Consider the following 23,562-nt stretch of genomic DNA (forward strand, 5'->3'; position numbering starts at 1 on the left):
GGGTATCCTGGGGACATGAACAGCGTTCCCCAGCCCGATGGCCTGCTCCGCGTCTCTCAGCGCCAGCCGCCGGCGAACCTGCAGGCGGAACAGGCGCTGCTTGGCGCGCTCCTGGCCAACAACAAAGCCTATGAGCGTGTTTCCGAATTCCTGGCGGCGGAGCATTTCGCCGACCCGGTCCATGGCCGCATCTTCGCCGCCATCCAGCGGCGCATCGAGGCCGGCCAGCTTGCCGACGCGGTGACCCTGCGCGGCGAATTCGCCCATTCCGGACTGCTCGACGAGCTGGGCGGGCCGGAATACCTGGCGCGGCTGATCTCCGCCATGGTCGGCATCATCAATGCCGGCGACTATGGCCGCATCATCCATGACGCCTGGCTGCGCCGCCAGCTGGTGGACCTGGGCGAGCAGGTGGTGAACCGCGCCTTCGGCACCGACGAGGGCCTGGAAGGCCGCGAGCAGCTGGAGGCGGCCGAGCAGGCGCTCTTCGACCTCGCCAAGGATGGCGGCAACGAGGGCGGCTTCGTGCCCTTCGGCCGTGCCCTGACCGACGCCGTCACCATGGCGGAAAAGGCCTTCACCAGCGGCGGCGGCGTGTCCGGCCTTTCCACCGGCCTGCGCGACCTGGATGCCAAGACCGGCGGGCTGCATCCCTCGGACCTTCTGATCCTCGCCGGCCGCCCCGGCATGGGCAAGACGGCGCTGGCCACCAAGATCGCCTTCGGCGCCGCCCAGTCCATCCTGCGCGCGGCCGAGGACGAGCATGGCCCCGGCGCCGTGCCCAAGGGCGGCTGCGCCATCTTCTCGCTGGAAATGAGCGCGGACCAGCTGGCCACCCGCCTGCTCTCCGAGGCCGCGCGCATCTCCGGCGACCGCATCCGCCGCGGCGAGATCATGCAGCGCGACTTCGACAAGTTCGTGGAAGTCTCGCGCGAGCTGGCGCGGCTGCCGCTCTATATCGACGACACGCCCGCCATCACCATCTCAGCGCTGCGGACCCGCTGCCGGCGCCTGAAGCGCACGCGCGGCCTCGACTTCATCGTGGTGGACTACCTGCAGCTGATGCGCCCCGCCGCCGGCTCCCGCCCCGAGAACCGGGTGCAGGAGATCAGCCAGATCACCCAGGGCCTGAAGGCCATCGCCAAGGAACTGGCGGTGCCGGTGATGGCGCTGTCCCAGCTTTCCCGTCAGGTGGAAAGCCGCGAGGACAAGCGGCCGCAGCTCTCGGACCTGCGCGAATCCGGCTCCATCGAGCAGGACGCCGACATGGTGATGTTCGTCTACCGCGACGATTATTACCTGAAGATGCAGGAGCCCAAGGACGTCAACTTCACCGATGGCGAGAAGCTGCAGGACGCCATCACCAACTGGCAGGCGCGGATGGAGAAGGCGCATAACCGCGCCGACCTGATCGTGGCCAAGCAGCGCCATGGCCCCACCGGCACCATCCCGCTGTTCTTCGAGGCCGAGTTCACCCGCTTCGGCGACCTCGACATCGTTCACGGCAATGACGGCTACTGAGGGCTTCGAGGCGACTCTCGAAGTCGACCTCGCGGCCATCACCGCCAACTGGCGCGGCCTTTGCGCCCGCCACGGCGCATCCGTGGCGGGGGTGGTGAAGGCCGATGCCTATGGGCTCGGCGCCGGCCCGGTGGCGCGGGCGCTGGCGGAAGCCGGCTGCCGCCACTTCTTCGTGGCCCAGTTCGCGGAAGGCATGGCCCTGCGTGAGGCATTGGGCGCGGGGCCGATGATCGCCGTGCTCGGCGGCTTCCCGCCCGGCGCGGATGCCGGCGCCGGGCTGACCCCGGTGCTGAACGGCCCCACCGACATCGCCGCCTGGCAGGCCGCCGGGGCGCCCGGGGCCGGCACCATCCTGCATCTCGACACCGGCATGGAGCGGCTGGGCCTTTCGCCCGTCGAGCGCGCCGCCCTGCCCCCGGGTGCGCTGGATGGGCTGGGCCTGCGCTATGTCATGACGCATCTGGCCTGCGCCGATGAGCCGGGACATGAGCTGAACGCCCTGCAGCCCCGGCGCTTCGCCGAGGCCGCCGCCGCCTTCCCCGGCATCCCCCGGTCGCTGGCCAATTCGGCCGGCATCTTCCATGGCGCCGCCATGGCCTCCGACCTCGCGCGGCCGGGCTGCGCGCTCTACGGCCTCAACCCGACGCCGGGGCAGACGAACCCGATGCGGCAGGTACTGCGGCTGACGGTGCCGGTGCTGCAGGTGCGGCAGGTGGCGGCCGGCACCCCGGTCGGCTATGGCGCCACATGGGTCGCGAAACGTGACAGCCGGATTGCCACCATTGCCGCCGGCTATGCCGATGGCTACCTTCGCGCCCTGTCCAGCCGGGGCATCGGCATTGTCGCCGGGCGTCCTGTGCCGCTGGTAGGCCGGGTTTCCATGGATCTCATCACCCTCGACGTCACCGACGCGCCCGACATCCGCCCCGGCGACCGGGTGGAGATGATCGGCCCGGCGCAGACGCCGGACGAGGTGGCGGCGCTGGCCGGCACCATCGGCTATGAGGTGATGACCTCGCTCGGCGCCCGTTACCGGCGCCAATACCGGCCGGCATGATACGGCGGTCCTGAATTGAACGTCATCCTGAACTTCCTCGCGAGCCTCGGGCGCGCCGTGCTCGGGCTCTGCCGCAGCGCGGGCGCCATCGCGCTCTTCGCGGCCGAGGGTGTCTCGCACCTGCTGCGGCCGCCCTTCTACCCGCGCATGTTCCTCCGTGCCTTTGTGGAGATTGCCTATTTCTCCCTGCCGGTGGTGTCGCTGACGGCGGTCTTCACCGGCATGGTGCTGGCGCTGCAATCCTATTCCGGCTTCTCCCGCTTCGGGGCGGAAAGCGCCATCGCCAATGTCGTGGTGCTCTCCATCACGCGTGAGCTTGGGCCGGTGCTGGCCGGCCTGATGGTGGCCGGGCGCATCGGCGCCGCCTTCGCGGCCGAGATCGGCACCATGCGCGTCACCGACCAGGTGGATGCGCTGACCACCCTCTCCACCAACCCCATGAAGTACCTGGTGGCGCCGCGCCTGCTGGCCGGCACCCTGGCCATGCCGCTGCTGGTGGTGGTGGCGGATATCCTGGGCATCATGGGCGGCTGGCTGATCGGCACCGCCAAGCTGGGCTTCGGCTCCGCGACCTATCTGAACGCCACGCTGACCTTCATGCAGCCGATGGATGTCATCTCCGGCCTGGTGAAGGCGGCGGTCTTCGGCTTCATCGTGGCGCTGATGGGCAGCTACCATGGCTACAACAGCCGCGGCGGCGCCCAGGGCGTGGGCGCGGCCACCACGGCGGCGGTGGTCTCCTCCTCCATCCTGATCCTGGCGCTCGACTACGTCATCACCGAGATGTTCTTCGCCCGATGAGCGCCTCCACCACCCCCAAGATCCGCCTGCGCGGCCTCAGCAAGGCCTTCGGTGCCAAGCAGGTGCTGGATGGCGTGGACCTCGACATCCAGGCCGGCCATGGCATGGTCATCCTGGGCGGCTCGGGCTCCGGCAAGTCGGTCACGATCAAGTCCATCCTGGGGCTGATCCAGCCCGATGCCGGCATCATCGAGATCGATGGCCGCAACGTGCTGGCGATGAACCGCCGGGAACGCGAGGAACTGAACGACCGCATCGGCATGCTGTTCCAGAATGCCGCGCTCTTCGACAGCCTGCCGGTCTGGGAGAATGTCTGCTTCAAGCCCCTGGCCCAGAAGCGCATGACCCGGGCCCAGGCGCGGGACAAGGCGGCCGAGGTGCTGGCCCAGGTCGGCCTCGCCGGCAGCGTCGGCGACCTGTACCCTGGCGAGTTGTCAGGCGGCATGCAGAAGCGCGTGGGCCTGGCCCGCGCCATCGCCGGCAACCCCGAGATCATCTTCTTCGATGAGCCCACCACCGGCCTCGACCCCATCATGGGCGCGGTGATCGACGGGCTGATCGTGGATTGCGTGAAGCGCCTGGGCGCCACGGCGGTCTCCATCACGCATGACATGGCCAGCGCGCGCCGCATCGGCGACACGGCGGCCATGATCCACAAGGGCCGCATCGTCTGGACCGGCCCCGCCGCCACGCTGGGCGAGACCGGCAATGCCATGGTGGACCAGTTCGCGCGTGGGGAGCGCGAAGGGCCCATCACCATGGAATTGCGGAAATAGCCGGTGGAGCAGCGCCTCAGCCTTGTGACGCTGGGCGTGCCTGATCTGGCGGTGGCCACCGCCTTCTACGAGGCCCTGGGCTGGCGGCGCGGGATGCGCGCGGCCGAGGGCGTCTCCTTCTTCCAGGCCGGCGGCATGATCCTCTCGCTCTATGGCTGGGAGGATCTGGCGCGGGATTCCGGCGTGGCGCCGGAGGGCCAGGGCTTCCGCGGCATCAGCCTCGCCTACAATGCCCGGACGCGGCAGGAGGTCGATGCCGTGCTGGCGGAAGCCGCCGCCGCCGGTGCCCGCATCACCAGGCCGGCACAGGAAACCGATTGGGGCGGCTATGCCGGCGCCTTCGCCGACCCGGCCGGCCACTTGTGGGAAGTGGCCTGGAACCCGGGCTTCCCCATCGCCCCCAATGGCGCGATGGTGCTGCCGGATTAGGCCACCGGCGGCAGCCGGCGCAGCAGCAGCAGCGCCGCCAGCGTCGATATTGCCCCCACCAGGAAGGGCGCCGCCGAGCCGCCCAGCGTCGCCGCCAGCCCCAGCAGCGGTCCGCCCAGGCCGAGCGCCAGGTCGAAGAAGGCGATGAAATTGCCGACTGCCTGCCCGCGCTGGCCGGCAGGCACGCGGCGTGTCGCCTCCACCCCCATGGCCGGAAAGACCAGCGAGAAGCCGAGGCCGCTGACCACCGCGCCCAGCAGCGCCAGCGCCGGCCCCGGCGCCCACCACAGCAACAACTGCCCGAGGACCTGCAGCGCCAGGGAGGCGATGCCGACCCGCATGCCGCCCTGCCGGTCCGGCAGATGCGCCAGAAAGAGCCGCACCAGGATATAGGCGGCCACGAAGCCGATCATGCCGAGCCCCGCCCCGCCCCAGCCCCGCGCCTGGTAGTGCAGCGGCAGGAAGGTGGTCATGGCGACAAAGGACAGGCCGAGAGCGCCAGCACCGTGCCCGGCATCCAGACCAGCCCCACCACGCGGTGGAAAGGCAGCCGCAGCCCGCCCGAGCCCGGAAAGCCGCGCAGCCCCAGCGCGATGCCGGCGGCCAGCAGCGGCGCCAGGATGGAGAGCAGCAGCACGGTGCCGAAGCCGCTGTCATGCAGCAGCCAGAGGCCCAGCGGCGCGCCGGTGCCCAGCGCCGCATACATGGCGATGCCCTGCCAGGCCATGACCTTGCCGGTGCGCGCGGGGCCCATGCGGCCGATGCCCCAGGTCATGCTACCGGTCAGGAAGAAGCTTTCCGCCGCCCCCAGCATGGCGCGCGCCAGCAGCAGCAGCGGCACCACCAGCAGGTTGTCAGCGGGCAGCAGGATGGTGGCCGGCAGCATCACCAGCCCGGAGAGCGCCGCCAGCGGCAGGCCCGTCAGCGCCGAGCGGCGGGGCCCGTAGCGGTCGCAGACCGTGCCGGCGGCATGGCGCGTCACCACCGTCACCAGCGACTGCGCGCCGATCACCGCGCCGACCAGCGCCGGGCTGAAGCCCATGGCGTCGTGCAGGTGGATGGCCAGTGCCGCCAGCGGCATGCCCACGGCCAGGAAACCCAGGAAGACAATGACGACCAGCGGGCCCATCGCGGCCGCGGTGCTCATCGGAACGGAAGAAGGGGACATTCGGGACACAACGCCATTCGGCCGGCGCCGGGGGGAGGATGCGTTGATTGACGTGAACGCTTACGCGCCAGGGCGGCGGGCCCTGGCGTATGTCTCGCGTTTCGCCGTCACCCGCGCCGGTGTCAAGCCGCCTACCGCCTGTGCGCTGTTTGTTCTATATCCACAGGCATGGCCAAATCCGTCACCCGCTTCGTCTGCCAGAACTGCGGCGCCGTTTATCCCAAGTGGCAGGGGCGCTGCGACGGCTGCGGAGAATGGAACACCATCGCGGAGGAGGCGTCCGAATCCCGCCCCTCCGGCCCCACGGGCAAGAGCAGCGGCGGGCGCAAGATCGAGTTCGTCGGGCTGAAGGGCCGGGCCGAGCCGCCGCCGCGCACCCGCAGCGGCATCGCGGAACTCGACCAGGTGCTGGGCGGCGGTTTTGTTCCCGGCTCCATCGTGCTGGTGGGCGGCGACCCGGGCATCGGCAAGTCCACCATCCTGTTGCAGGCGGCGGCCAAGGTGGCGGCGGCGGGCAAGCGCACGCTCTATATCTCGGGCGAGGAGGCCATCGACCAGGTGCGGATGCGCGCCCAGCGCCTTGGGCTGGCGGACAGCCCCCTGGCGCTGGCCGCCGCCACCAGCCTGCGCGACATCGCGGCCAGCCTGGAAGAGGAACGCGACGCCACGCTGGTGATCATGGATTCCATCCAGACCGTCTGGCTGGACAGCCTGGATTCCGCGCCCGGCACCGTCTCCCAGGTCCGCGCCTGCGCGGCCGAGCTGGGGCGGCTGGCCAAGACACGCGGCTTTGCCCTGGTGCTGGTCGGCCATGTGACAAAGGAAGGCACCCTCGCCGGCCCGCGCGTGCTGGAGCACATGGTGGATGCCACGCTCTATTTCGAAGGCGACCGCGGCCACCAGTTCCGCATCCTGCGCGCGGTGAAGAACCGCTTCGGCGCCACCGACGAGATCGGCGTCTTCGAGATGACGGACCGGGGGCTGGTGGAGGTCTCCAACCCCTCCGCCCTCTTCCTGGCGGAACGGCGCGGCAATATCTCCGGCAGCGCCGTCTTCGCGGGCATGGAAGGCTCGCGGCCGGTGCTGGTGGAAATCCAGGTGCTGCTTTCCCCTTCCGCCAATGGCGGCTCACCCCGGCGGCAGGTGGTGGGCTGGGATTCCGGGCGGCTGGCCATGCTGATGGCGGTGCTGGAATCCCGCGCCCGCGTCGGCCTCGGCCAGAACGACGTTTATCTCAATGTCGCCGGCGGGCTGCGGGTGGGCGAGCCGGCGGCGGATCTCGCCGTCGCCGCCGCCCTGGTCTCCGCCGCCACCGACCGCCCCACCCCGCCCGACATGGTCTTCTTCGGCGAGGTCGGCCTCTCCGGCGAGGTGCGGCAGGTGGCCCAGACCGACACGCGGCTGCGGGAGGCCGCCAAGCTCGGCTTTTCCGCCGCCACCCTGCCCCGCCGAGTCGCGCGCGGCGGCCGTGCCCCTTCCGCGCCCGATGGGCTGCGGCTCTCCGAGATCGGCCACCTCGCCGATCTGGTGGCGCCGCTGGCCGCCAGCGCCAAGCCGAAGCCCGCCGCCCGCCAATCCGAGAAGGCCGAACCCGCCGAGGAGGGCTGACACCGCGCCACCGCCCCGGTATAGGCAGCGCCACGATGACCTGGGTCGACGGCCTTGTTCTCGCGGTGCTCGCCCTCTCGGCGCTCATCGCCTATTTCCGGGGCTTGGTGCGGGAGGTGCTGGGCATCGGTGCCTGGGCCGGCGCCATTGCCTTCGCGCTTTATGCCCAGCCGGCGGTGAAGCCGCTGGCCATGAAATACCTGACGACCGAATGGATGGCGGAACTCGCCGCGCTCGCCGTCGCCTTCCTGCTCGCCCTGCTGGTGCTGAAGCTGCTGATCGGCTGGTTTGCCGGAATCGTCCGCCATTCCGTGCTCGGGGGTGTGGATCGCGCTCTCGGCATCGTGTTTGGCCTCGCAAGAGGTGCTTTCCTGCTCGTACTCGCCTATATCGTGGGCGGGTTGTTCCTGCCTGCCACCGACCTTTGGCCGGAAGCGGTGCGGAATGCCCGGACCCTGCCGGTGGTGGCGGATGCGGCCCAGGCCGTTGTGTCGTTCCTGCCGGCCGAATACCGCCCGCGTCTGCCGGAGCTGCCTGACCGTGGCCTGCCGAGCATGGACGAATTGCTGCGTCCCCCCGCCCGGGGGCGCACCTGACGACCCTTCCGGTTCTTGGCCGGGAACGAGGATGCCAATGCAGTCCATGCTGACCACCAATCCCTGGGAGACCGGGGACGACGACCATTTCAAGGAAGAATGCGGCGTCATCGGCGTCTGGAACGCCGCCGACGCGGCGGCGCTGACGGCGCTGGGCCTGCACGCCCTGCAGCATCGCGGACAGGAAGCGGCCGGCATCGTCGCGCTCTCCGAGAAGGGCGTCTTCAATGCCCATCGCGCCCAGGGCCTGGTTGGCGACAATTTCTCCTCCGCCAAGGTCATCGCCGCCCTGCCCGGCCGCACCGCCATCGGCCACAACCGCTACGCCACCACGGGCGAGACGGCGCTGCGCAACGTGCAGCCGCTTTATGCCGATTTCGAGTTCGGCGGCCTGGCCGTCGCCCATAACGGCAACCTGACCAATGCCGGCGTGCTGAAGCGCGCCCTGGTGCGCCGCGGCTGCCTGTTCCAGAGCACGACCGACTCCGAGGTCTTCGTCCATCTCATCGCCATCAGCCTCTACGCCAATGTGGTCGACCGGCTGATCGACGCCTTGAAGCAGGTGCAGGGCGCCTATTCCCTGATCGCCCTGCATGACGGCGCCATGATCGGCGCGCGCGACCCGCTGGGCGTGCGCCCGCTGGTGCTGGGGCGCCTCGGCCCGGCCGAGGCCGGTTCCTGGGTGCTGGCCAGCGAGACCTGCGCGCTGGACATCGTCGGCGCCGATTTCGTGCGCGACGTGGAGCCGGGCGAGATCGTGGTGATCGACGGGAACGGGCTGCGTTCCATCCGCCCCTTCGGGCGGCAGCAGAGCCGCTTCTGCATCTTCGAATACATCTATTTCGCCCGCCCCGATTCCATCGTGGAGGGCACGCCGGTCTATGAGACCCGCAAGCGCATCGGCGCCGAGCTGTCGCGCGAAAGCGGCGTCGAGGCCGATGTGATCGTGCCTGTGCCCGATTCCGGCGTGCCGGCGGCCATGGGCTATGCGGCCGAGAGTGGCATTCCCTTCGAGCTGGGCATCATCCGCAACCACTATGTCGGCCGCACCTTCATCGAGCCGACGGACAGCATCCGCCACCTCGGCGTGAAGCTGAAGCATTCCGCCAATCGCCCGATGATCGAGGGCAAGCGCGTGGTGCTGGTGGACGACTCCATCGTGCGCGGCACCACCTCCCGCAAGATCGTCGAGATGGTGCGGCAGGCGGGCGCCAAGGAGGTGCATATGCGCATCTCCTCGCCTCCCACGACCAATCCCTGCTTCTACGGCATCGACACGCCGGAGCGCGCCAAGCTGCTGGCCGCCAACCACGACGTGGAGGAGATGGCGCGCATCATCGGTGCCGACAGCCTCGCCTTCATCTCGCTGGACGGCCTCTACCGCGCCCTGGGGCAAGCCAAGCGCGACGGCAACAACCCCGCCTATTGCGACGCCTGCTTCACCGGCGACTATGCCATCCCGCTGACCGATCTGGTCGGCCACCCTGAGCGCGCGCCCGCGCTGCTGGCCGCCAACGGCGTTTGAACCGCATGAACGATAAGCCTTTGCAGGGCCGCGTGGCCCTGATCACCGGCGCCAGCCGCGGCATCGGTGCCGCCCTGGCCGTGGAAATGGCTCGCCAGGGCGCCCATTGCGTGCTGATCGCCCGCACCCAGGGCGGGCTGGAGGAAACCGACGACGCGATCCGCGCCGCCGGCGGCCAGGGCGCCACGCTGCTGCCCTTCGACCTCGTGAAGAACGAGGCGCAGATCGACAGCATCGGCCCCTCCATCGTGGAGCGCTTCGGGCGGCTGGACATCCTGGTCCACAATGCCGGCGAACTCGGCAAGCTGACGCCGGTGGCGCATATCGACCCCAAGGACTGGGCCAATGTGGTGGGCGTCAACCTCACCGCCGCTTGGCGCCTGATCCGCACCTGCGACCCGCCGCTGCGGGCCTCAGATGCCGGCCGGGCGGTGTTCGTCACCACCGGGCGGGTGCAGCACCCCAAGGCCTACTGGGGCGCCTATGGCGCCACCAAGGCCGGCATGGAGCACCTGGTGCAGACCTGGGCGCAGGAGGTGGAGAAGACCCCGCTGCGCGTCAACCTCTTCGACCCCACCGTGGTCGCCACCCGCATGCGCGCCACCGCCATGCCGGGCGAGGACCCCGCGAGCATTGCCCAGCCCGCCGATGTGGCGCCGATGATCGCCGCACTCTGCCAGCCCAGCCTGACGCGGCACGGGGAAACCGTCGCGGCGGCCTGAAGATCGTTGCGCGCCGCCGATCTATCCGGCGGCGTAAAAAACTATGCTGTGATTCAACCGCACGCAACCAGTCCAAGCCTTGAGGGTTTGTGCCGCCGTAGAAGGAGGACCTGACATGGCGAGCATCGCGAAATACCAGATCCCTGCGGCTTCCGGCGTGATCACCGGCTCCAATGGCGCGGATACCTACAACGGCACCGGCGCCTATGATTTCGGCCAGTTCGACGCCGGCCGCCGCGACGCCATCATCGTGAACAACGATGCCGGCCCGGTCAGCGTCGCCAGCCGCGCCGGCATCGACACCATCAACAGCGTCGAGACGCTGATCTTCGTTGATGGCCGCGAAGTTTATAATCCTGAGGACGCGGCGGCGCAGGTGACGCGCCTCTACAATGTCGCCCTGGGGCGGGATGCGGATCAGGGCGGCCTCAACAGCTTCATCCAGACGCTGGATGACGGCGGCAAGCTGTCCAATGTCGCGAATGACATGATCAACAGCGCTGAGTTCTCCAACCTCTTCGGCGCGAACCTGAACAACACGCAGTTCGTCGATGCGCTGTATCAGAACATGCGTGGCGCGGCGGCCTCTCCGGCCGAGATCTCCAGCTGGACCATTCTGATCGACAAGGGCGAGATGACGCGCGCCGATGTCGCCGTCCAGTTCGCCGAATCGGCCGAGAACCGGGCCATTACCGCCAGCATCGTGGCCGATGGCATCTGGGACCGCGATGAAGGCGCCATCGCCGTCGCCAACCTTTATGACACCGCCTTTGACCGCCTGCCGGACCTGGGCGGCCTCTCCTCCTGGGTGTCGCTGCTGCATACCGGCAACCTGTCCGTGAAGACTATCGCAGATTCCTTCTACAACAGCGATGAAGCCGCCAGCCTGCGCGGGCTGAACGACGCCGACTTCATCAACGCCGTCTATAACAATGCGCTGGAGCGCAATGCCGAGCAGGCAGGCGTCGATGGCTGGCTCGCGCAGCTGAATGGCGGGATGTCGCGTGCCGAGGTGATGCTCGCCATTTCCGACAGCGCCGAGCATCAGCAGATTACCGCGAACGACTTCCAGAGCGATAATCCGCTGAGCTACGGCGTCAGCCTGGTCGCCTGAACCGGCGGGCCGGATAGCGAAAGGGGGCCTCGCGGCCCCCTTTTTCATTCCTTGTCCACGAAGGGGTTGCTGGTGCCCCGCAGCTGCAGCCGGATCGGCACGCCCGGCATGTCGAAGGCGTCGCGGAAGCTGTTCACCAGATAGCGCCGGTAATCTTCCGGCAGATCCTCCGCACGCGGGCCGAAGATCACGATCGTCGGTGGCCGGGCCTTGGGCATGGTGGCGTAGCGCAGCTTGATACGGCGGCCATCGGCCAGCGGCGGCTGGTGGCGGGACAGCGCGCCCTCGAACCAGCGGTTCAGCTCGCCGGTCGGCACGCGCTTGTTCCAGCGCTCCATGGTCTCGCGCACTGCCGGCATCAGCTTGTCGACACCGCGCCCGGTGGCCGCCGACATGGCCACCACAGTGATGCCCTTCAGCTGCGCCAGCGAGGTCTGCAGCGTGTCCTCGATGCCGCGCCGCGCGGCGATGCGATCTTCCACCGCATCCCACTTGTTCAGCGCGATCACCACGGCGCGGCCCTCGCGCTCGGCCAGGCGGGCGATGCGCAGGTCCTGCTCGTCCAGCCCCAGCAGGGCATCGAGCACCAGCACCGCCACCTCGGCCTCCTTCAGCGCATTGATGGTGGCGCCAACGGACATCTGCTCCAGCCCCTCGACGATGCGCGCCTTCTTGCGCATGCCCGCGGTGTCCACGATCCGCACGCGGCCCACGGCGTCGTTGAACTCGCTGGTCACGGCGTCGCGGGTCAGGCCGGGCTCGGGGCCGGTGATCATCCGCTCCTCGCCCAGCAGGGCGTTCAGCAGGGTGGACTTGCCGGCATTGGGGCGGCCGACGACGGCCAGCCGCAGCGGGCGGTCCTTGTCGTCCTCCTCCTCTTCCTCCGGCTCCTCCGGCAGCATGCCGGCCACGGTGGAATGGAGGTCGGAAATGCCCTCGCCATGCTCGGCGGAAATGGCCACGGGGTCGCCGAAGCCCAGCTCATAGGCTTCCAGCGCGGCCATGGTGCCGCCGCGGCCCTCGGTCTTGTTGGCCACGGCCAGCACCGGCACCTTCTGCCGGCGCAGCCAGGCGGCGAAGGCGCGGTCGGAGGCGGTCAGGCCCGCCTTGGCATCCACCACGAAGAGGATGAGGTCCGCCTGCTGGATCGCGGCCTCGGAGGAGGCGCGCATGCGGCCGGCGACGGTGTCGGGCGGCGCTTCTTCCAACCCGGCGGTGTCCAGCAGGATGACGTCGCGGCCACCGATCCGGGCCTCGTATTCCTTGCGGTCACGGGTGACGCCGGGGGTGTTGTCCACGATGGCGAGCTTGCGGCCCACCAGACGGTTGAACAGCGTGGACTTGCCCACATTGGGGCGGCCGATGATGGCGATACGGGGGAGCATCCGCGCGCTTTACAGCGGAATGCCCCCCGAGGGAATCACGGAGATGGCATGGCCGTCATCGCAACGGCCTGTCAGGCGCCGCGATAGGCCGCCAGCGTGCCGTCGTCGCAGAGCAGGACCAACGTGCCGGCCGCCACCAGCCCGGGCTGGGAGCAGCCGTCCGGCAGCCGCATCTGCCCCGCGACCGCGCCGGTGGCGGGGTCGATCTGCAGCAGCTCGCCCTTCGAGGAGGGCAGCAGGATGCGGCCGCCGCCCATGAGCGGCGGGCCGAAGCTGGCGGGCTCGGCCTTGTCCTTGCCCTTCGGCGGGGCGTTCAGTTCGGTCAGCCAGCGCACCCGGCCGTCCTCGCGCCCGATCGCCACCAGATTGCCGGTGCTGCCGATCACGAAGACCCATTCCCCGACCACCAGCGGCGTCTCGGTGCCGCCGATCTCGCGCTCCCACAGCCGGCGGCCGGAGCGCAGGTCCACCGCCATGGAGAGGCCGCCCATGCTGTTGGCGTAGACGCGGCCACGGTCGATCACCGGCAGGCCGCGCACGCCGGAGATATCGCCCAGGCCGCCGCGCCCGGCGGCCAGGCTCTCGGTCCAGAGCACGCGGCCATCATCGGGGCGCATCGCCACCAGCTCGCCCGAGGGGAAGCCGGCCACCAGGAAATCTTCGAAGACCGCCGGCGCCGGCAGGCCCAGCGGCAGCGCCGGGGCTGCCTGGGCGCTGTAATCCCAGAGCTTCTTGCCGTCCTCGGCGGAGAAGGCGGTCACCGCATTGTTCAGCGTGGGCACGAAGATGCGCCCGTTCGCGACGGAGGGCGCGCCACGCGCCGGGGCCGGCAGCGGCACGCGCCAGCGCGGCTCGCCATCCGCCGGGTTCAGCGCCAGCAGCTCGGCCATACCGGAGGCGACATAGAGCACGCCGCCCTCATAGGCGCAGCCGCCGCCGACGGCGCCGACATCGTCCTTCTTGGGCTTGGTGTCGAAGCGCCAGCGGCGCCCGCCGCTGCCGAGGTCGAAGGCCGAGACGACGCCGAAGGCGTCGGAGGCGAAGACCGTGCCTTCCGCCACCACGGGCCCGGCGGTGATGCGGCTGCGGTAGCTGTTGCCGCTGCCCGCCGAGGCCGTCCAGGCGCGGGTCAGCGAGCCCGGCAGCGCCAGGTTCCCCGGCGCATGGCCGGCATTGCCGCCCGCCTGCGGCCAGTCGGCGCGGGCCTCGGGCGGCGGCAGGTCCATGGGGGAGTTGGCCAGGGCCTCGTCGGCCTCCAGGTCCCGGCGCGGCGCCAGCACGGGGCGGCGCTCACCGAGCAGCGGCTTCTTGGATTCGCCGAAGATGTCGTCGAGCGTCTCGCAGCCCGCCAGCAACCCCGCCGCGCCCAGCAGCGCCGCCCGCCGCGTCCAGACCATCTGCCGCATTCCGCTCAGCTCCCCAATCCCGCGGCCACGCGGCCCGCGCGTTCCCGCACCCCCTGCGGCGCGGTGACATCCGCCGCCAGGGCTTCCAGGTTCTTTTTCGCTTCCGTGGCCTCGCCACGGCGGATCGCCACCAGCGCCTGCAACTCGCGCGCCGAGGCCGCCCAGGCGCCCCCGGTCAGCGGTGCCAGGCGCGACTCCAGCGCCGCCGGGTCCTGCGTCTCCAGCCCATGCAGGGCCCACATCAGGCTGGCGAGGTCGCGATAGACCTGCGGCGCGCGGCTGTCGCTGGCCACCTGGTCCCAGATGGCCAGGGCGGCATCACGCTCGCCGGTCTCGGCCTTCAGCGCGGCGGTGCGCAGGCGGGCCAGGACCCGGTAGCCCTCCGGCGCATCCTGCGCGATGGCGGCGAAACGCTCGGCGGTGGCTTTCAGGTCGGCGCCTGGGGCCTCGGCGGCGCGGTGCACTTCCATGAAGGCCATGGCGGCCTGCCCGCCCTGCTGCTGCTGGTGCCAGCGCCAGCCCTGCCAGCCGGCCACGCCGACGACAGCCAGCAGCGCCACGCCAGCCAGGGCGCCACCGTAGCGCATCCAGAGCTTGCGCGCCTGTTCGGCCCGCAGCTCCTCCTTCACCTCGTCGAAGATATCCGGCAATTCCGGTCCCCACAGCAGCGGCGGGGGCTTCAGGCCCCCGAAGATCGTGGCGCGGACCATAGCGGCCCGCGCCACCCCCGTTAAGGGTTCAGCGCCTTCAGCCCCGCGCGAGGCCCGTATCGAAGCGCACCGGACGGCCGGCGGGGGTGCCCAGCACCTCGTCCTCCCGCATCACCGGCTGGCCGCGCACAATGGTCATCACCGGCCAGCCGGTGCAGGACATGCCCGCGAAAGGCGTCCAGCCGCAGGGCGAGGCGATCCAGCTTTCCTCGATGGTGCGGGTCTTCTTCAGGTCCACCACTGTGAAGTCGGCGTCATAGCCGGCGCAGAGGCGCCCCTTGGCCACGGCGCCATAGACGCGGGCGGGGCCGGCGGCCATCAGGTCCACCATGCGGGAGAGGCTGAGCCGCCCGGCATTCACGTGGTCCAGCATGATCGGCGCCAGCGTCTGCACGCCGGTCAGGCCGGCGGCGGTGGCGGGCCAGGGGCGTTCCTTGGCGGCGCGGGAATGCGGCGCGTGGTCGGAGCCGATGCAGTCCACCGTGCCATCCGCCACCGCCGCCCAGGCCGCCGCCATGTGGCGCGCGTCGCGGATCGGCGGGTTCATCACCGCATAGCCGCCGAGGCGGTCATAGGCCTCGTCGGTCTGGGACAGGTGGTTCACCAGCACCTCGACCGTCGCGACATCGCGGAAGTCGCGCAGGTATTCCAGTTCCTCGGCGGTGGAGACATGCAGGATATGGGCGCCGCGGCCGGTCTCGCGCGCCAGGGCCATCAGGCGGCGGGTGCCGAGGAAGGCGCATTCCACGTCGCGCCATTCGGCATGCAGCTTGTGCGGGCCGCCGTCGGCATAGAGCGGCTTGCGCTCCTGCAGCCGGTACTCGTCCTCGGAATGGTAGCAGATGCGGCGGCGGCCGGAGCGCATCACGCGCTCCAGCGTCGCGTCATCCTCCACCAGCAGGTCGCCGGTGCTGCTGCCCGCGAAGACCTTGATGGCGCAGACATCCGGCTGCAGCTCCAGCGCCGCCAGCTCCGGGATGTTGGACTTGCCGGCGCCGACATAGAAGCCGATGTCGCACCAGCTCTTGCCCTCCGTATAGGCGCGCTTGCCCTCCAGCGCCTCCTGGCTGGTGATGGAGGGGGTGGTGTTCGGCATGTCGAAGACGGCGGTGATGCCGCCCAGCACGGCCGCCTTGGTGCCGGTCGGGATGGTTTCCACCGCCGGGTCGCCGGGGTCGCGCAGGTGCACATGCGGGTCGATCAGCCCGGGCAGCACATGCAGACCCTTGCAGTCGATCTCCTGCGCCGCGCTGGCGGTGCGCAGGTCGCCGATCGCGGCGATGCGGCCGGCGCGCACGCCGATATCCGCCTCCTGCTCGCCCCAGGGCAACACGCAGCGCCCGCCGCGCAGAATGAGATCGAAGCTGGTCATCACAAGTCCCTCTCACCGAACCCCTGCCGTGTAGAACAGGCCCGGCGATCCGGCGACCCCCCTTGCCGCTCAGCGGGCGGAAAGATAGGCGAAGACATCGCCCTCCGCCCGCATCCCTTCGATGTGCCGGCGGTGCCAGAGCGCGTAGAACAGCAGGTGCCAGGCGGCGAAGCCCTCGCGCTTGCCGGCGGCGGCGCGGAACAGCGCCACCACCTTCTCCGGCTTCGCGATCTCGGCCACGCCCGCCTGGGCGGCCACCAGCGGGCCCAGCCGGTCCGCCGCATCGGCGATCCAGGCGCCCACCGGCACCGTGAAGCCCTGCTTGGGGCGGAAGGGCTCGGAGGCCGGGAAGTTCTGCGCCAGCCATTGCCGCAGCAGCAGCTTGCCCATGCCCTTCTTCACCTTGAGCGCATCCGGCAGGCGGAAGCAGGCCTCGGCCACGGCGGTATCCAGGAAGGGTGTGCGCCCCTCCATGCCATGCGCCATCAGGCAGCGGTCGAGCTTGATCAGCAGGTCGTTGGGCAGCCAGTCCGCCACGTCCAGCGCCTGCGCCGCCATCAGCCGGGTGCGGCCCGGCAGGGCGGTGGCGGCCTCGGCGGCCACCATGCCGTCGCGCCAGCCGGTCGGCGCCTGGCGCAGCACGTCCAGGCGGTCGAAGGCACCATGGGTGCGCGGCGCCTTGCCGCCCAGCCACCAGGGGCGCATGGCGGCGCGGTAGCGGCCATAGCCGCCCAGGATCTCGTCCCCGCCTTCCCCGGACAGCACCACCTTCACGTCCTGCCGCGCCCGGCGGGCGAGGAACCAGGTGGGTATGATGGCGTAGTCGGCCGCCGGGTCGTCCATGGCGCCCACGATCTCCGGCAGGTGGCGCCAGACTTCCTCGCGGCTGACGGTGATGGTCTCGTGCCGCGCCCCGGCGGCGCGGGCCATGGTGGCGGCATGCGCCCGCTCATCCGCCGCGCCGGGCACGTCGAAGCCGGCGGTGAAGGCCAGTACCGGCTGCTCGTTCAGGCGGGACATCATGGCCAGCACCGCCGCGCTGTCCGTGCCGCCGGAGAGGAACATGCCATAGGGCACATCGCTGCGCTGGTGCAGGTCCACGCTGTCGCGGAAGGCGGCCTCGAAACGCGCCAGGGCCTCGGCCTCGGTGATGGCCAGGGGGCCGCCCTCCGGCAGGGCGGCGCGGCGGCGGCGCTCCAGCACCCGGCCCTCGCCCAGCGCGATGGTCTCGCCCGGTAGCACGCGGGTGATGCCCTCGAAGATGGTCTCGGCCCCGGTGGTGAACTGCATCTGCAGCAGTTCGGCCCGCGATTCCGGCCGCACACGCGGCGCCACCAACCCGGCGGCGACCAGCGCCTGCGGCTCCGACGCGAAGGCCATGCCGCCCGGCACTTCCGCCAGATACATCGGCTTGATGCCGAAGGGGTCGCGGCTCAGCACCACTTGGCGGGAGACGCGGTCATGAATCGCGACCGCATACATGCCGCGCAGCCCGTCGGCGAAGCCCAGCCCGTCGCGGCGGAAGAGATGCAGCGGCGGCTCGCAATCGCTGCCGGTGGCGCAGGAGAGCGCATGGTCGGCGCGCAGCTCGCGGTAGTTGTAGACCTCGCCATTGGCCACCAGCGCGGCGGGGCCGGCAAACAACGGCTGGTCCCCGGTGGCGAGATCGATGATCGCCAGCCGCGTATGCGCCAGCGCCACGGGGCCGGAGACATGGTGCCCCGCGCCGTCCGGCCCGCGATGGGCCAGGGCGCCGGTCAGCTTCTGCAAGGTGGTGGCGTCGGGGCTCTGCCCCTGCCGCAGGATCAGGCCGGCAATGCCGCACATGGTTGCTCAAGCCCTCCCAGTGGTCGGCGCGAGGCGGTGCAGCATGTCCTGCCACCGGGTCAGCACCGGCGCCTCGGCGAATTCCGCTTCCCAGGCGGCGCGGCCGGCGGCGCCCAGGGCAGCGGCGCGGGCCGGGTCAGCCAGCAGGCCGGCCACCGCCTGGGCCAGGGCCTCGGGCGATGCCTGCGGCACCAGCAGGCCGGTGCGGCCATCCTGGATCAGTTCGGCGGGGCCCTGGGCGGCCACGGCCACCACGGGCCTGGAGGCGCTCCAGGCTTCCAGCACCACATTGCCCAGCGGCTCGTGGCGGGAGGAGCAGACAAAGACATCGCAGCCCGCCAGCAGCGCCCCGGCATCCTGCCGCCAGCCCAGGAAGCGCACGCGCGGCGCAACGCCCAGCTCGGCCGCCAGCTTCTCCAGCGCCGCCCGTTCCGGCCCCTCGCCGCCAATGGCGAGTTCCGCCCCCGGCAGCAGCGCCAGGGCGCGCAGCAGGGTATCGAAGCCCTTGTTGCGGTGCAGGCGGCCCAGCGCCACCAGCTTCGGTGCGCTCTCCGTCAGGCCCAGCTCGGCGGGCAGCACACCGGCGAAATCATCGGTGAAATTGGGCAGGTAATGGGCGCGCTCGGCCGGCCAGCCCTGCCGCACCATCCAGCCCACCAGGTCCCGCGTATTGCCGATGAGATGGTCGCAGCGGCGGTAGTACTTCAGGTCGTAATAGCCGCCGAGCCGCCCCACCAACGTCCAGTCCCCGGTCGGCATATGCCGCGCGGCGCGGTTCATCCAGGCCACGGCCACCTGCGGGCGCTCCTGGCGCAGCAGCAGCGAGAGGCGCGGCCGCGTCAACATATCCAGCGGCCCGCCGAAGCCTAGCTGCACCGGCACCAGCCCATGCACCGCCAGCCGGGCGGCGCGGGCGGAGTCCTTGCGGATCACCGGCAGCACATCCTCCCCCGCCTTGTGCAGGGCGACGGTCAGGCGTTCGTAGAAGGCCTCGGCGCCGCCTGTCTGGGCGCCGGCCATCACCTGCGCGATCCTCACGCCGGAACGCTTTCCAGCAGGTCGCGGGCGGCGGAAAGGGCATCCTCCACCGGCAGCGCCTCCATGGGCGCGGCGCCGGGGGTGCCGCGCGCCAGCACGGCGCGGGCGGCGCGGCCCACCGGGGCGTATTCGCTGGCCGGCGTCGGGCCGAAAAGGCCCAGCGTCGGCGTCCCGGCGGCGGCGGAGAGATGCATCAGGCCGGAATCATTGCCGACGAAGAGCGCGCAGCGGGATAACACCGCCGCGACCTCCGGCAATTCCAGTTGGCCCACCAGATCGATGGCCTGCGGCAGCGCCGCCAGCACCGGGGCCACCATGGCGGCTTCCTGTGCCCCGGGGCCGCCCAGCACCACGGCGCGCGCGCCCGGCAGCGGCCCATCCGGCGCCGAGAGCGCCCGGAAGAGTTCCACGAAGCGCTCCGCCGGCCAGAGCTTGCCGGACCAGTTGGCGCTGGGGCCAAGGGCGATGAAAGGCCCCTGCCCCTTCAGCAGCGCCTCCGCCCGCGCCTCGTCCTCCGGGCCGAACCAGGCCACCGGGCGCGGTGCATCCTTGAGGTCCAGCGTACCGGCCAGATGCAGCAGCCGGTGGCCGGGGCGGCGGCCGCCCTGCATCACCGCCCGCCGCCGCGCCGGCACCAGCCAGGCCAGCGCGGAGCCGCGCAGGTCCACTACCAGGTCCCAGCGCGTGCGCGCCACCTGGGCCCAGAGCCCCAGCCAATGGGCGGAGAAGCGGCGCTTCACCAGGACGATGGTGTCCACCCGGTTCGGCATGCGCGCGAAGACACCCTCCGCCACCGGGCCGCAGGCCACGGTGATGCGCGCATCGGGATAGGTCCGCAGCAGGTGGTCCAGCAGGCCGGTGGAGAGCACCGCGTCGCCGATCCGCGTGGAGGTGATGAAAAGAATGCGCATGGTCGCGCGCCGCTTAGCACGGTTGCGCGCTTCGCGCAGCTTGGGCTTGGCGCCGCGCCCTTGCAGGCGGGCGGCCGCAGGCCAAAATGGCGGCCATGCCCCAGACATCCCTTCCCGACCGCGCCGTCATCACCGTGACCGGCGAGGACCGCGTGGCCTTTCTGCAGGGCCTGGTGTCCAACGACGTGGCGCAGGCCACGCCGGGCCGCGCCGTCTGGGCGGCGCTGCTGACCCCGCAGGGCAAATGGCTGGCCGATTTCTTCGTCTTCGCGGAGGCCGAGCGGCTGCTGCTGGACGTGGAGGCCGCGCAGGCCACCATGCTGGTGCAGAAGCTTTCCCGCTTCCGGCTGCGCTCCAAGGTGGCGCTGGCGGAGGCGCCGGAACTTTCCGTCAGCGCCGGCTGGGGCGATGCGCCCATGCCGCCGGGCATCTCGGCGCCGGACCCGCGCCACCCCCGGGCCGGCTGGCGCGCGCTGCTGGCCGAAGCCCCCGCCGCCGATGCGGTGCCGGCGGATTACGACCGCCACCGCCTCGCCCTCGGCCTGCCCGCCGGCAGCCAGGACATGGAAAGCGAGAAGAGCGTACTGCTGGAGGCCGGCTTCGATGAGCTGGCCGGCGTCTCCTGGAGCAAGGGCTGCTACATGGGCCAGGAGCTGACGGCGCGCACCAAGTACCGCGGCTTGCTGAAGAAGCGGCTGTTTCCGGTGGCGGTGGAAGGCCCCCTGCCCCCGCGCGGCACACCGGTGCTGCGGGAGGATGGCGCGGAACTGGGCGAGATGCGCTCCGGCCAGGACGGGCTGGGCCTGGCGCTGCTGCGCCTGCCGGTGGAAGCCGGGCAGGCGCTGCGCTGCGGCGAGGCGGTGTTGCGCCCCACCTTGCCGGACTGGATGGCCCAGCCCGGCTGATCGCGGCAGGTCGCCGCCTCAGGCGGTGCGATCCACCGCCCCCGCCAGCGCGGCCTGCGCCGCCGCCAGCCGCGCCACCGGCACGCGGTAGGGCGAGCAGGAGACGTAATCCAGACCCACGCTCTCGCAGAACTGGATCGAGGCCGGGTCGCCGCCATGCTCGCCGCAGATGCCGAGCTTGAGGTCCGGCTTCACGCCGCGCCCCTTGTCCTTGGCGATGCGCACCAGCGCGCCGACGCCATCCGGGTCCAGGGACACGAAGGGGTCCTTCGGCAGGATGCCCTTCTCCACGTAGTAGGGCAGGAACTTGCCGGCATCGTCGCGGGAGAGGCCAAAGGTCGTCTGCGTCAGGTCGTTGGTGCCGAAGGAGAAGAAATCGGCGACCTCGGCGATGGCATCCGCCGTCAGGCAGGCGCGCGGCAGCTCGATCATGGTGCCGACGAGGTATTCGATGGTCTGGCCGGCCTCGGCGAAGACTTCCTTGGCCACCTTGTCCACATGGGCGCGGGTCAGCTCCAGCTCCTTCTTGGCGGCCACTAGCGGGATCATGATCTCGGGCACCGGCGCCTTGCCGGTCTCCTTGGCAGTCTCGATCGCGGCCTCGAAGATGGCGCGGGCCTGCATCTCGTAGATCTCGGGATAGGTCACGCCCAGGCGGCAGCCGCGATGGCCCAGCATGGGGTTGGCTTCCGACAGGTCGGCGGCGCGGCGCTTCATGGCGGCGAGGTCGGCGCCGAGATGCGCGGCCACCTCCGCCAGCTCCTCCTCCCGGTGCGGCAGGAATTCATGCAGCGGCGGGTCCAGCAGGCGGATGGTCACCGGCAGGCCGGCCATGATGCGGAAGAGCTCGCGGAAGTCGTCACGCTGGAAGGGCAACAGCTTGGCCAGGGCATCGCGGCGCCCGCCCTCGCTTTCCGACATGATCATCTGCCGCACGGCGCCGATGCGTGCGGGGTCGAAGAACATGTGCTCGGTGCGGCAGAGGCCGATGCCCTCGGCGCCGAACTTGCGCGCGGTATCGGCATCCAGCGGCGTCTCGGCATTGGCGCGGATATGCAGGCGGCGCACCTTGTCGGCCCAGCTCATCAGCGTCGCGAAATCACCGGAAAGCTGCGGCTCCACCATCGCGACGGTGCCGAGGAAGACCTCGCCCGTCGCGCCATCCAGCGTGATGGTGTCGCCGCCATTGACGATCTGGCCACCGGCCGAGAGCTGCTGGCTGTGGTAATCCACCACGATGCCGCCGGCGCCGGCCACGCAGGGCCGGCCCATGCCGCGGGCCACCACCGCCGCGTGGCTGGTCATGCCGCCGCGCGTGGTCAGGATGCCCTTGGCGGCATGCATGCCGTGGATGTCCTCGGGGCTGGTCTCGATGCGGACCAGGATGACGCTCTCGCCCTTGGCGGCGCGCGCCTCGGCATCATCGGCCGAGAAGACCACCACGCCGCAGGCGGCGCCGGGGGAGGCCGGCAGGCCCTTGGTCAGCACCTTGCGCGGCGCCTTGGGGTCCAGCGTCGGGTGCAGCAGCTGGTCGAGGGACTGGGGCGCGACGCGGCGCACGGCCTCCGCCTCGTCGATCAGCCCTTCCCGCGCCATGTCCACCGCGATCTTCAGGCTGGCGGCGGCGGTGCGCTTCCCGTTGCGAGTCTGCAGCATGTAGAGCTTGTTCTGCTGCACCGTGAACTCGATGTCCTGCATGTCCGTGTAGTGCTTCTCAAGCATCTCACGGACGCGGACGAGTTCCTGGTAGGCCGCCGGCATGGCGGCTTCCATGCTGCGCTCGCCGGGCTTGGCGCGGGCCTCGCTCATCGGCTGGGGCGTGCGGATGCCGGCCACGACATCCTCGCCCTGCGCGTTGATCAGGTATTCGCCGTAGAAGATGTTCTCGCCGGTGGACGGATCACGGGTGAAGCAGACGCCGGTGGCGCAGTCATCGCCCATGTTGCCGAAGACCATTGCCTGCACATTCACCGCCGTGCCCCATTCGGCCGGGATGTCGTGCAGGCGGCGATAGGTGATGGCGCGCTGGTTCATCCAGGAACCGAAGACCGCGCCCACCGCGCCCCAGAGCTGTTCCTGCGGCTCCTGCGGGAAGGGCTTGCCCAGCACGTCCTGCACCATCGCCTTGTATTCGGCGGCGACGCGCTGCCAGTCCTCGGCCACCAGCTCGGTATCCTCGAAGACGCCCTTGGCGAGCTTGGCTTCCTCGATGATTTCTTCAAACCGGTGGTGGTCAACGCCCAGCACCACCGAGCCGTACATCTGGATGAAGCGGCGGTAGCTGTCCCAGGCGAAGCGCGGGTCGCCGGAAGCGGCGGCGAGGCCTTCCACCGTGCGGTCGTTCAGGCCCAGGTTCAGCACCGTGTCCATCATGCCCGGCATGGAGACGCGGGCGCCGGAGCGCACGGAAACCAGCAGCGGCTTGGCCTCGTCGCCGAACTTCAGGCCGACGGCCTCCTCGATGCGCGCCAGGGCCTCGGCCACCTGGGCCTGCAACTCAGCCGGGTAGGTATTCTGGTGCTGGTAGTAGTAGGTGCAGACTTCGGTGGTGATGGTGAAGCCCGGCGGCACCGGCAGACCGATGGATGCCATCTCCGCCAGGTTGGCGCCCTTGCCCCCCAGCAGGTTGCGCATCTCGGCCTTGCCGTCGTTGCGGCCGGCGCCGAAGCCATACACCCACTTCGTCATCTG

General features: G+C 70.6%; 21 protein-coding genes. 11 read left to right on the forward strand and 10 right to left on the reverse strand.

Going from position 1 to position 23,562, the window contains the following annotated elements:
- Positions 1 to 15 precede the first annotated feature (15 nt).
- The 5 genes from EBE87_RS14095 to EBE87_RS14115 are packed head-to-tail and all read left to right on the forward strand — an operon-like array spanning position 16 to position 4,584.
- Positions 16 to 1,521: a replicative DNA helicase gene (locus tag EBE87_RS14095; RefSeq protein ID WP_120637432.1), complete on the forward strand. Its 1,506-nt coding sequence runs from the start codon at positions 16 to 18 to the stop codon at positions 1,519 to 1,521.
- Positions 1,508 to 2,578: an alanine racemase gene (alr, locus tag EBE87_RS14100; RefSeq protein ID WP_120637433.1), complete on the forward strand. Its 1,071-nt coding sequence runs from the start codon at positions 1,508 to 1,510 to the stop codon at positions 2,576 to 2,578. The genes EBE87_RS14095 and alr overlap by 14 nt, the downstream gene beginning before the upstream one ends.
- 15 nt (positions 2,579 to 2,593) lie before the next feature.
- Entirely contained in the window at positions 2,594 to 3,379 is a 786-nt protein-coding gene (locus EBE87_RS14105; protein ID WP_120637434.1) for an MlaE family ABC transporter permease, read from the forward strand.
- Positions 3,376 to 4,155: an ABC transporter ATP-binding protein gene (locus EBE87_RS14110; protein WP_120637435.1), complete on the forward strand. Its 780-nt coding sequence runs from the start codon at positions 3,376 to 3,378 to the stop codon at positions 4,153 to 4,155. Before EBE87_RS14105 ends, EBE87_RS14110 begins: the two co-directional genes overlap by 4 nt.
- 3 nt (positions 4,156 to 4,158) lie before the next feature.
- Entirely contained in the window at positions 4,159 to 4,584 is a 426-nt protein-coding gene (locus EBE87_RS14115) for a VOC family protein (protein WP_120637436.1), read from the forward strand.
- Here EBE87_RS14115 and EBE87_RS29400 read toward each other — a convergent pair.
- Both EBE87_RS29400 and EBE87_RS29405 read right to left on the reverse strand, forming a co-directional pair.
- Positions 4,581 to 5,057: an MFS transporter gene (locus EBE87_RS29400; RefSeq protein WP_199707212.1), complete on the reverse strand. Its 477-nt coding sequence runs from the start codon at positions 5,055 to 5,057 to the stop codon at positions 4,581 to 4,583. The genes EBE87_RS14115 and EBE87_RS29400 overlap by 4 nt on opposite strands.
- Entirely contained in the window at positions 5,054 to 5,731 is a 678-nt protein-coding gene (locus tag EBE87_RS29405; protein WP_199707214.1) for an MFS transporter, read from the reverse strand. The genes EBE87_RS29400 and EBE87_RS29405 overlap by 4 nt, the downstream gene beginning before the upstream one ends.
- Positions 5,732 to 5,920: 189 nt before the next feature.
- Here EBE87_RS29405 and radA point away from each other — a divergent pair, with 189 nt between their 5' ends.
- The 5 genes from radA to EBE87_RS14145 all read left to right on the forward strand — a co-directional run bounded on the left by radA (position 5,921) and on the right by EBE87_RS14145 (position 11,317).
- Complete coding sequence (gene radA / locus EBE87_RS14125) at positions 5,921 to 7,360, forward strand: DNA repair protein RadA (protein ID WP_120637437.1); 1,440 nt, start codon at positions 5,921 to 5,923, stop codon at positions 7,358 to 7,360.
- Positions 7,361 to 7,395: 35 nt separating this feature from the next.
- Positions 7,396 to 7,956, forward strand: coding sequence for a CvpA family protein (locus EBE87_RS14130; RefSeq protein ID WP_120637438.1), 561 nt, complete (start codon positions 7,396 to 7,398; stop codon positions 7,954 to 7,956).
- A 37-nt stretch (positions 7,957 to 7,993) separates the two neighbouring features.
- On the forward strand, positions 7,994 to 9,481 hold the full coding sequence (gene purF / locus EBE87_RS14135) for an amidophosphoribosyltransferase (RefSeq protein ID WP_408887713.1): 1,488 nt from the start codon (positions 7,994 to 7,996) through the stop codon (positions 9,479 to 9,481).
- 5 nt (positions 9,482 to 9,486) lie between these two features.
- Complete coding sequence (locus EBE87_RS14140; protein ID WP_120637446.1) at positions 9,487 to 10,203, forward strand: SDR family NAD(P)-dependent oxidoreductase; 717 nt, start codon at positions 9,487 to 9,489, stop codon at positions 10,201 to 10,203.
- A gap of 115 nt (positions 10,204 to 10,318) precedes the next feature.
- A complete protein-coding gene (locus tag EBE87_RS14145; protein WP_120637439.1) occupies positions 10,319 to 11,317 on the forward strand; it encodes a DUF4214 domain-containing protein in 999 nt (332 codons plus the stop codon).
- Between the two features lie 44 nt (positions 11,318 to 11,361).
- Here EBE87_RS14145 and der read toward each other — a convergent pair whose 3' ends face one another.
- The 7 genes from der to EBE87_RS14180 all read right to left on the reverse strand — a co-directional run bounded on the left by der (position 11,362) and on the right by EBE87_RS14180 (position 19,966).
- Positions 11,362 to 12,702 (reverse strand): ribosome biogenesis GTPase Der, encoded by a 1,341-nt coding sequence (gene der, locus EBE87_RS14150; protein ID WP_120637440.1) that lies wholly within the window; start codon positions 12,700 to 12,702, stop codon positions 11,362 to 11,364.
- A 71-nt stretch (positions 12,703 to 12,773) separates the two neighbouring features.
- Positions 12,774 to 14,108 carry an outer membrane protein assembly factor BamB family protein gene (locus EBE87_RS14155; protein ID WP_120637441.1) on the reverse strand — a complete coding sequence of 445 codons (1,335 nt, stop codon included), beginning with the start codon at positions 14,106 to 14,108 and terminating at the stop codon, positions 12,774 to 12,776.
- A gap of 5 nt (positions 14,109 to 14,113) precedes the next feature.
- Positions 14,114 to 14,818, reverse strand: a complete 705-nt coding sequence (locus EBE87_RS14160) for a tetratricopeptide repeat protein (RefSeq protein ID WP_233553109.1) — start codon at positions 14,816 to 14,818, stop codon at positions 14,114 to 14,116.
- 37 nt (positions 14,819 to 14,855) lie between these two features.
- Positions 14,856 to 16,190, reverse strand: coding sequence for a dihydroorotase (locus EBE87_RS14165; protein WP_120637442.1), 1,335 nt, complete (start codon positions 16,188 to 16,190; stop codon positions 14,856 to 14,858).
- 69 nt (positions 16,191 to 16,259) lie between these two features.
- Positions 16,260 to 18,017, reverse strand: coding sequence for an asparagine synthase (glutamine-hydrolyzing) (gene asnB, locus EBE87_RS14170; protein WP_120637443.1), 1,758 nt, complete (start codon positions 18,015 to 18,017; stop codon positions 16,260 to 16,262).
- A 6-nt stretch (positions 18,018 to 18,023) separates the two neighbouring features.
- Positions 18,024 to 19,055 carry a glycosyltransferase gene (locus tag EBE87_RS14175; RefSeq protein WP_120637444.1) on the reverse strand — a complete coding sequence of 344 codons (1,032 nt, stop codon included), beginning with the start codon at positions 19,053 to 19,055 and terminating at the stop codon, positions 18,024 to 18,026.
- Positions 19,052 to 19,966, reverse strand: coding sequence for a glycosyltransferase family 9 protein (locus EBE87_RS14180; protein WP_122140044.1), 915 nt, complete (start codon positions 19,964 to 19,966; stop codon positions 19,052 to 19,054). Before EBE87_RS14180 ends, EBE87_RS14175 begins: the two co-directional genes overlap by 4 nt.
- Before the next feature lie 95 nt (positions 19,967 to 20,061).
- On the opposite strand from EBE87_RS14180, the gene ygfZ reads away from it, so the two are divergent.
- A complete protein-coding gene (gene ygfZ / locus EBE87_RS14185) occupies positions 20,062 to 20,871 on the forward strand; it encodes a CAF17-like 4Fe-4S cluster assembly/insertion protein YgfZ (protein ID WP_122140045.1) in 810 nt (269 codons plus the stop codon).
- A gap of 18 nt (positions 20,872 to 20,889) precedes the next feature.
- Here ygfZ and ppdK read toward each other — a convergent pair whose 3' ends face one another.
- Complete coding sequence (gene ppdK / locus EBE87_RS14190; protein ID WP_120640313.1) at positions 20,890 to 23,559, reverse strand: pyruvate, phosphate dikinase; 2,670 nt, start codon at positions 23,557 to 23,559, stop codon at positions 20,890 to 20,892.
- Positions 23,560 to 23,562 lie beyond the last annotated feature (3 nt).

The organism is Teichococcus wenyumeiae, assembly GCF_003696345.1.
Classification (GTDB): Bacteria; Pseudomonadota; Alphaproteobacteria; order Acetobacterales; family Acetobacteraceae; genus Pseudoroseomonas; species Pseudoroseomonas wenyumeiae.

Coding starts and splice junctions, on each gene's coding strand:
- EBE87_RS14095 (WP_120637432.1), top strand. CDS start 16: ATGAACAGCGTTCCCCAGCCCGATGGCCTGCTCCGCGTCTCTCAGCGC.
- alr (WP_120637433.1), top strand. CDS start 1,508: ATGACGGCTACTGAGGGCTTCGAGGCGACTCTCGAAGTCGACCTCGCG.
- EBE87_RS14110 (WP_120637435.1), top strand. CDS start 3,376: ATGAGCGCCTCCACCACCCCCAAGATCCGCCTGCGCGGCCTCAGCAAG.
- EBE87_RS29400 (WP_199707212.1), bottom strand. CDS start 5,057: ATGACCACCTTCCTGCCGCTGCACTACCAGGCGCGGGGCTGGGGCGGG.
- EBE87_RS29405 (WP_199707214.1), bottom strand. CDS start 5,731: ATGAGCACCGCGGCCGCGATGGGCCCGCTGGTCGTCATTGTCTTCCTG.
- radA (WP_120637437.1), top strand. CDS start 5,921: ATGGCCAAATCCGTCACCCGCTTCGTCTGCCAGAACTGCGGCGCCGTT.
- EBE87_RS14130 (WP_120637438.1), top strand. CDS start 7,396: ATGACCTGGGTCGACGGCCTTGTTCTCGCGGTGCTCGCCCTCTCGGCG.
- purF (WP_408887713.1), top strand. CDS start 7,994: ATGCAGTCCATGCTGACCACCAATCCCTGGGAGACCGGGGACGACGAC.
- EBE87_RS14140 (WP_120637446.1), top strand. CDS start 9,487: ATGAACGATAAGCCTTTGCAGGGCCGCGTGGCCCTGATCACCGGCGCC.
- EBE87_RS14145 (WP_120637439.1), top strand. CDS start 10,319: ATGGCGAGCATCGCGAAATACCAGATCCCTGCGGCTTCCGGCGTGATC.
- der (WP_120637440.1), bottom strand. CDS start 12,702: ATGCTCCCCCGTATCGCCATCATCGGCCGCCCCAATGTGGGCAAGTCC.
- EBE87_RS14155 (WP_120637441.1), bottom strand. CDS start 14,108: ATGCGGCAGATGGTCTGGACGCGGCGGGCGGCGCTGCTGGGCGCGGCG.
- EBE87_RS14160 (WP_233553109.1), bottom strand. CDS start 14,818: ATGGTCCGCGCCACGATCTTCGGGGGCCTGAAGCCCCCGCCGCTGCTG.
- EBE87_RS14165 (WP_120637442.1), bottom strand. CDS start 16,190: ATGACCAGCTTCGATCTCATTCTGCGCGGCGGGCGCTGCGTGTTGCCC.
- asnB (WP_120637443.1), bottom strand. CDS start 18,017: ATGTGCGGCATTGCCGGCCTGATCCTGCGGCAGGGGCAGAGCCCCGAC.
- EBE87_RS14180 (WP_122140044.1), bottom strand. CDS start 19,966: ATGCGCATTCTTTTCATCACCTCCACGCGGATCGGCGACGCGGTGCTC.
- ygfZ (WP_122140045.1), top strand. CDS start 20,062: ATGCCCCAGACATCCCTTCCCGACCGCGCCGTCATCACCGTGACCGGC.
- ppdK (WP_120640313.1), bottom strand. CDS start 23,559: ATGACGAAGTGGGTGTATGGCTTCGGCGCCGGCCGCAACGACGGCAAG.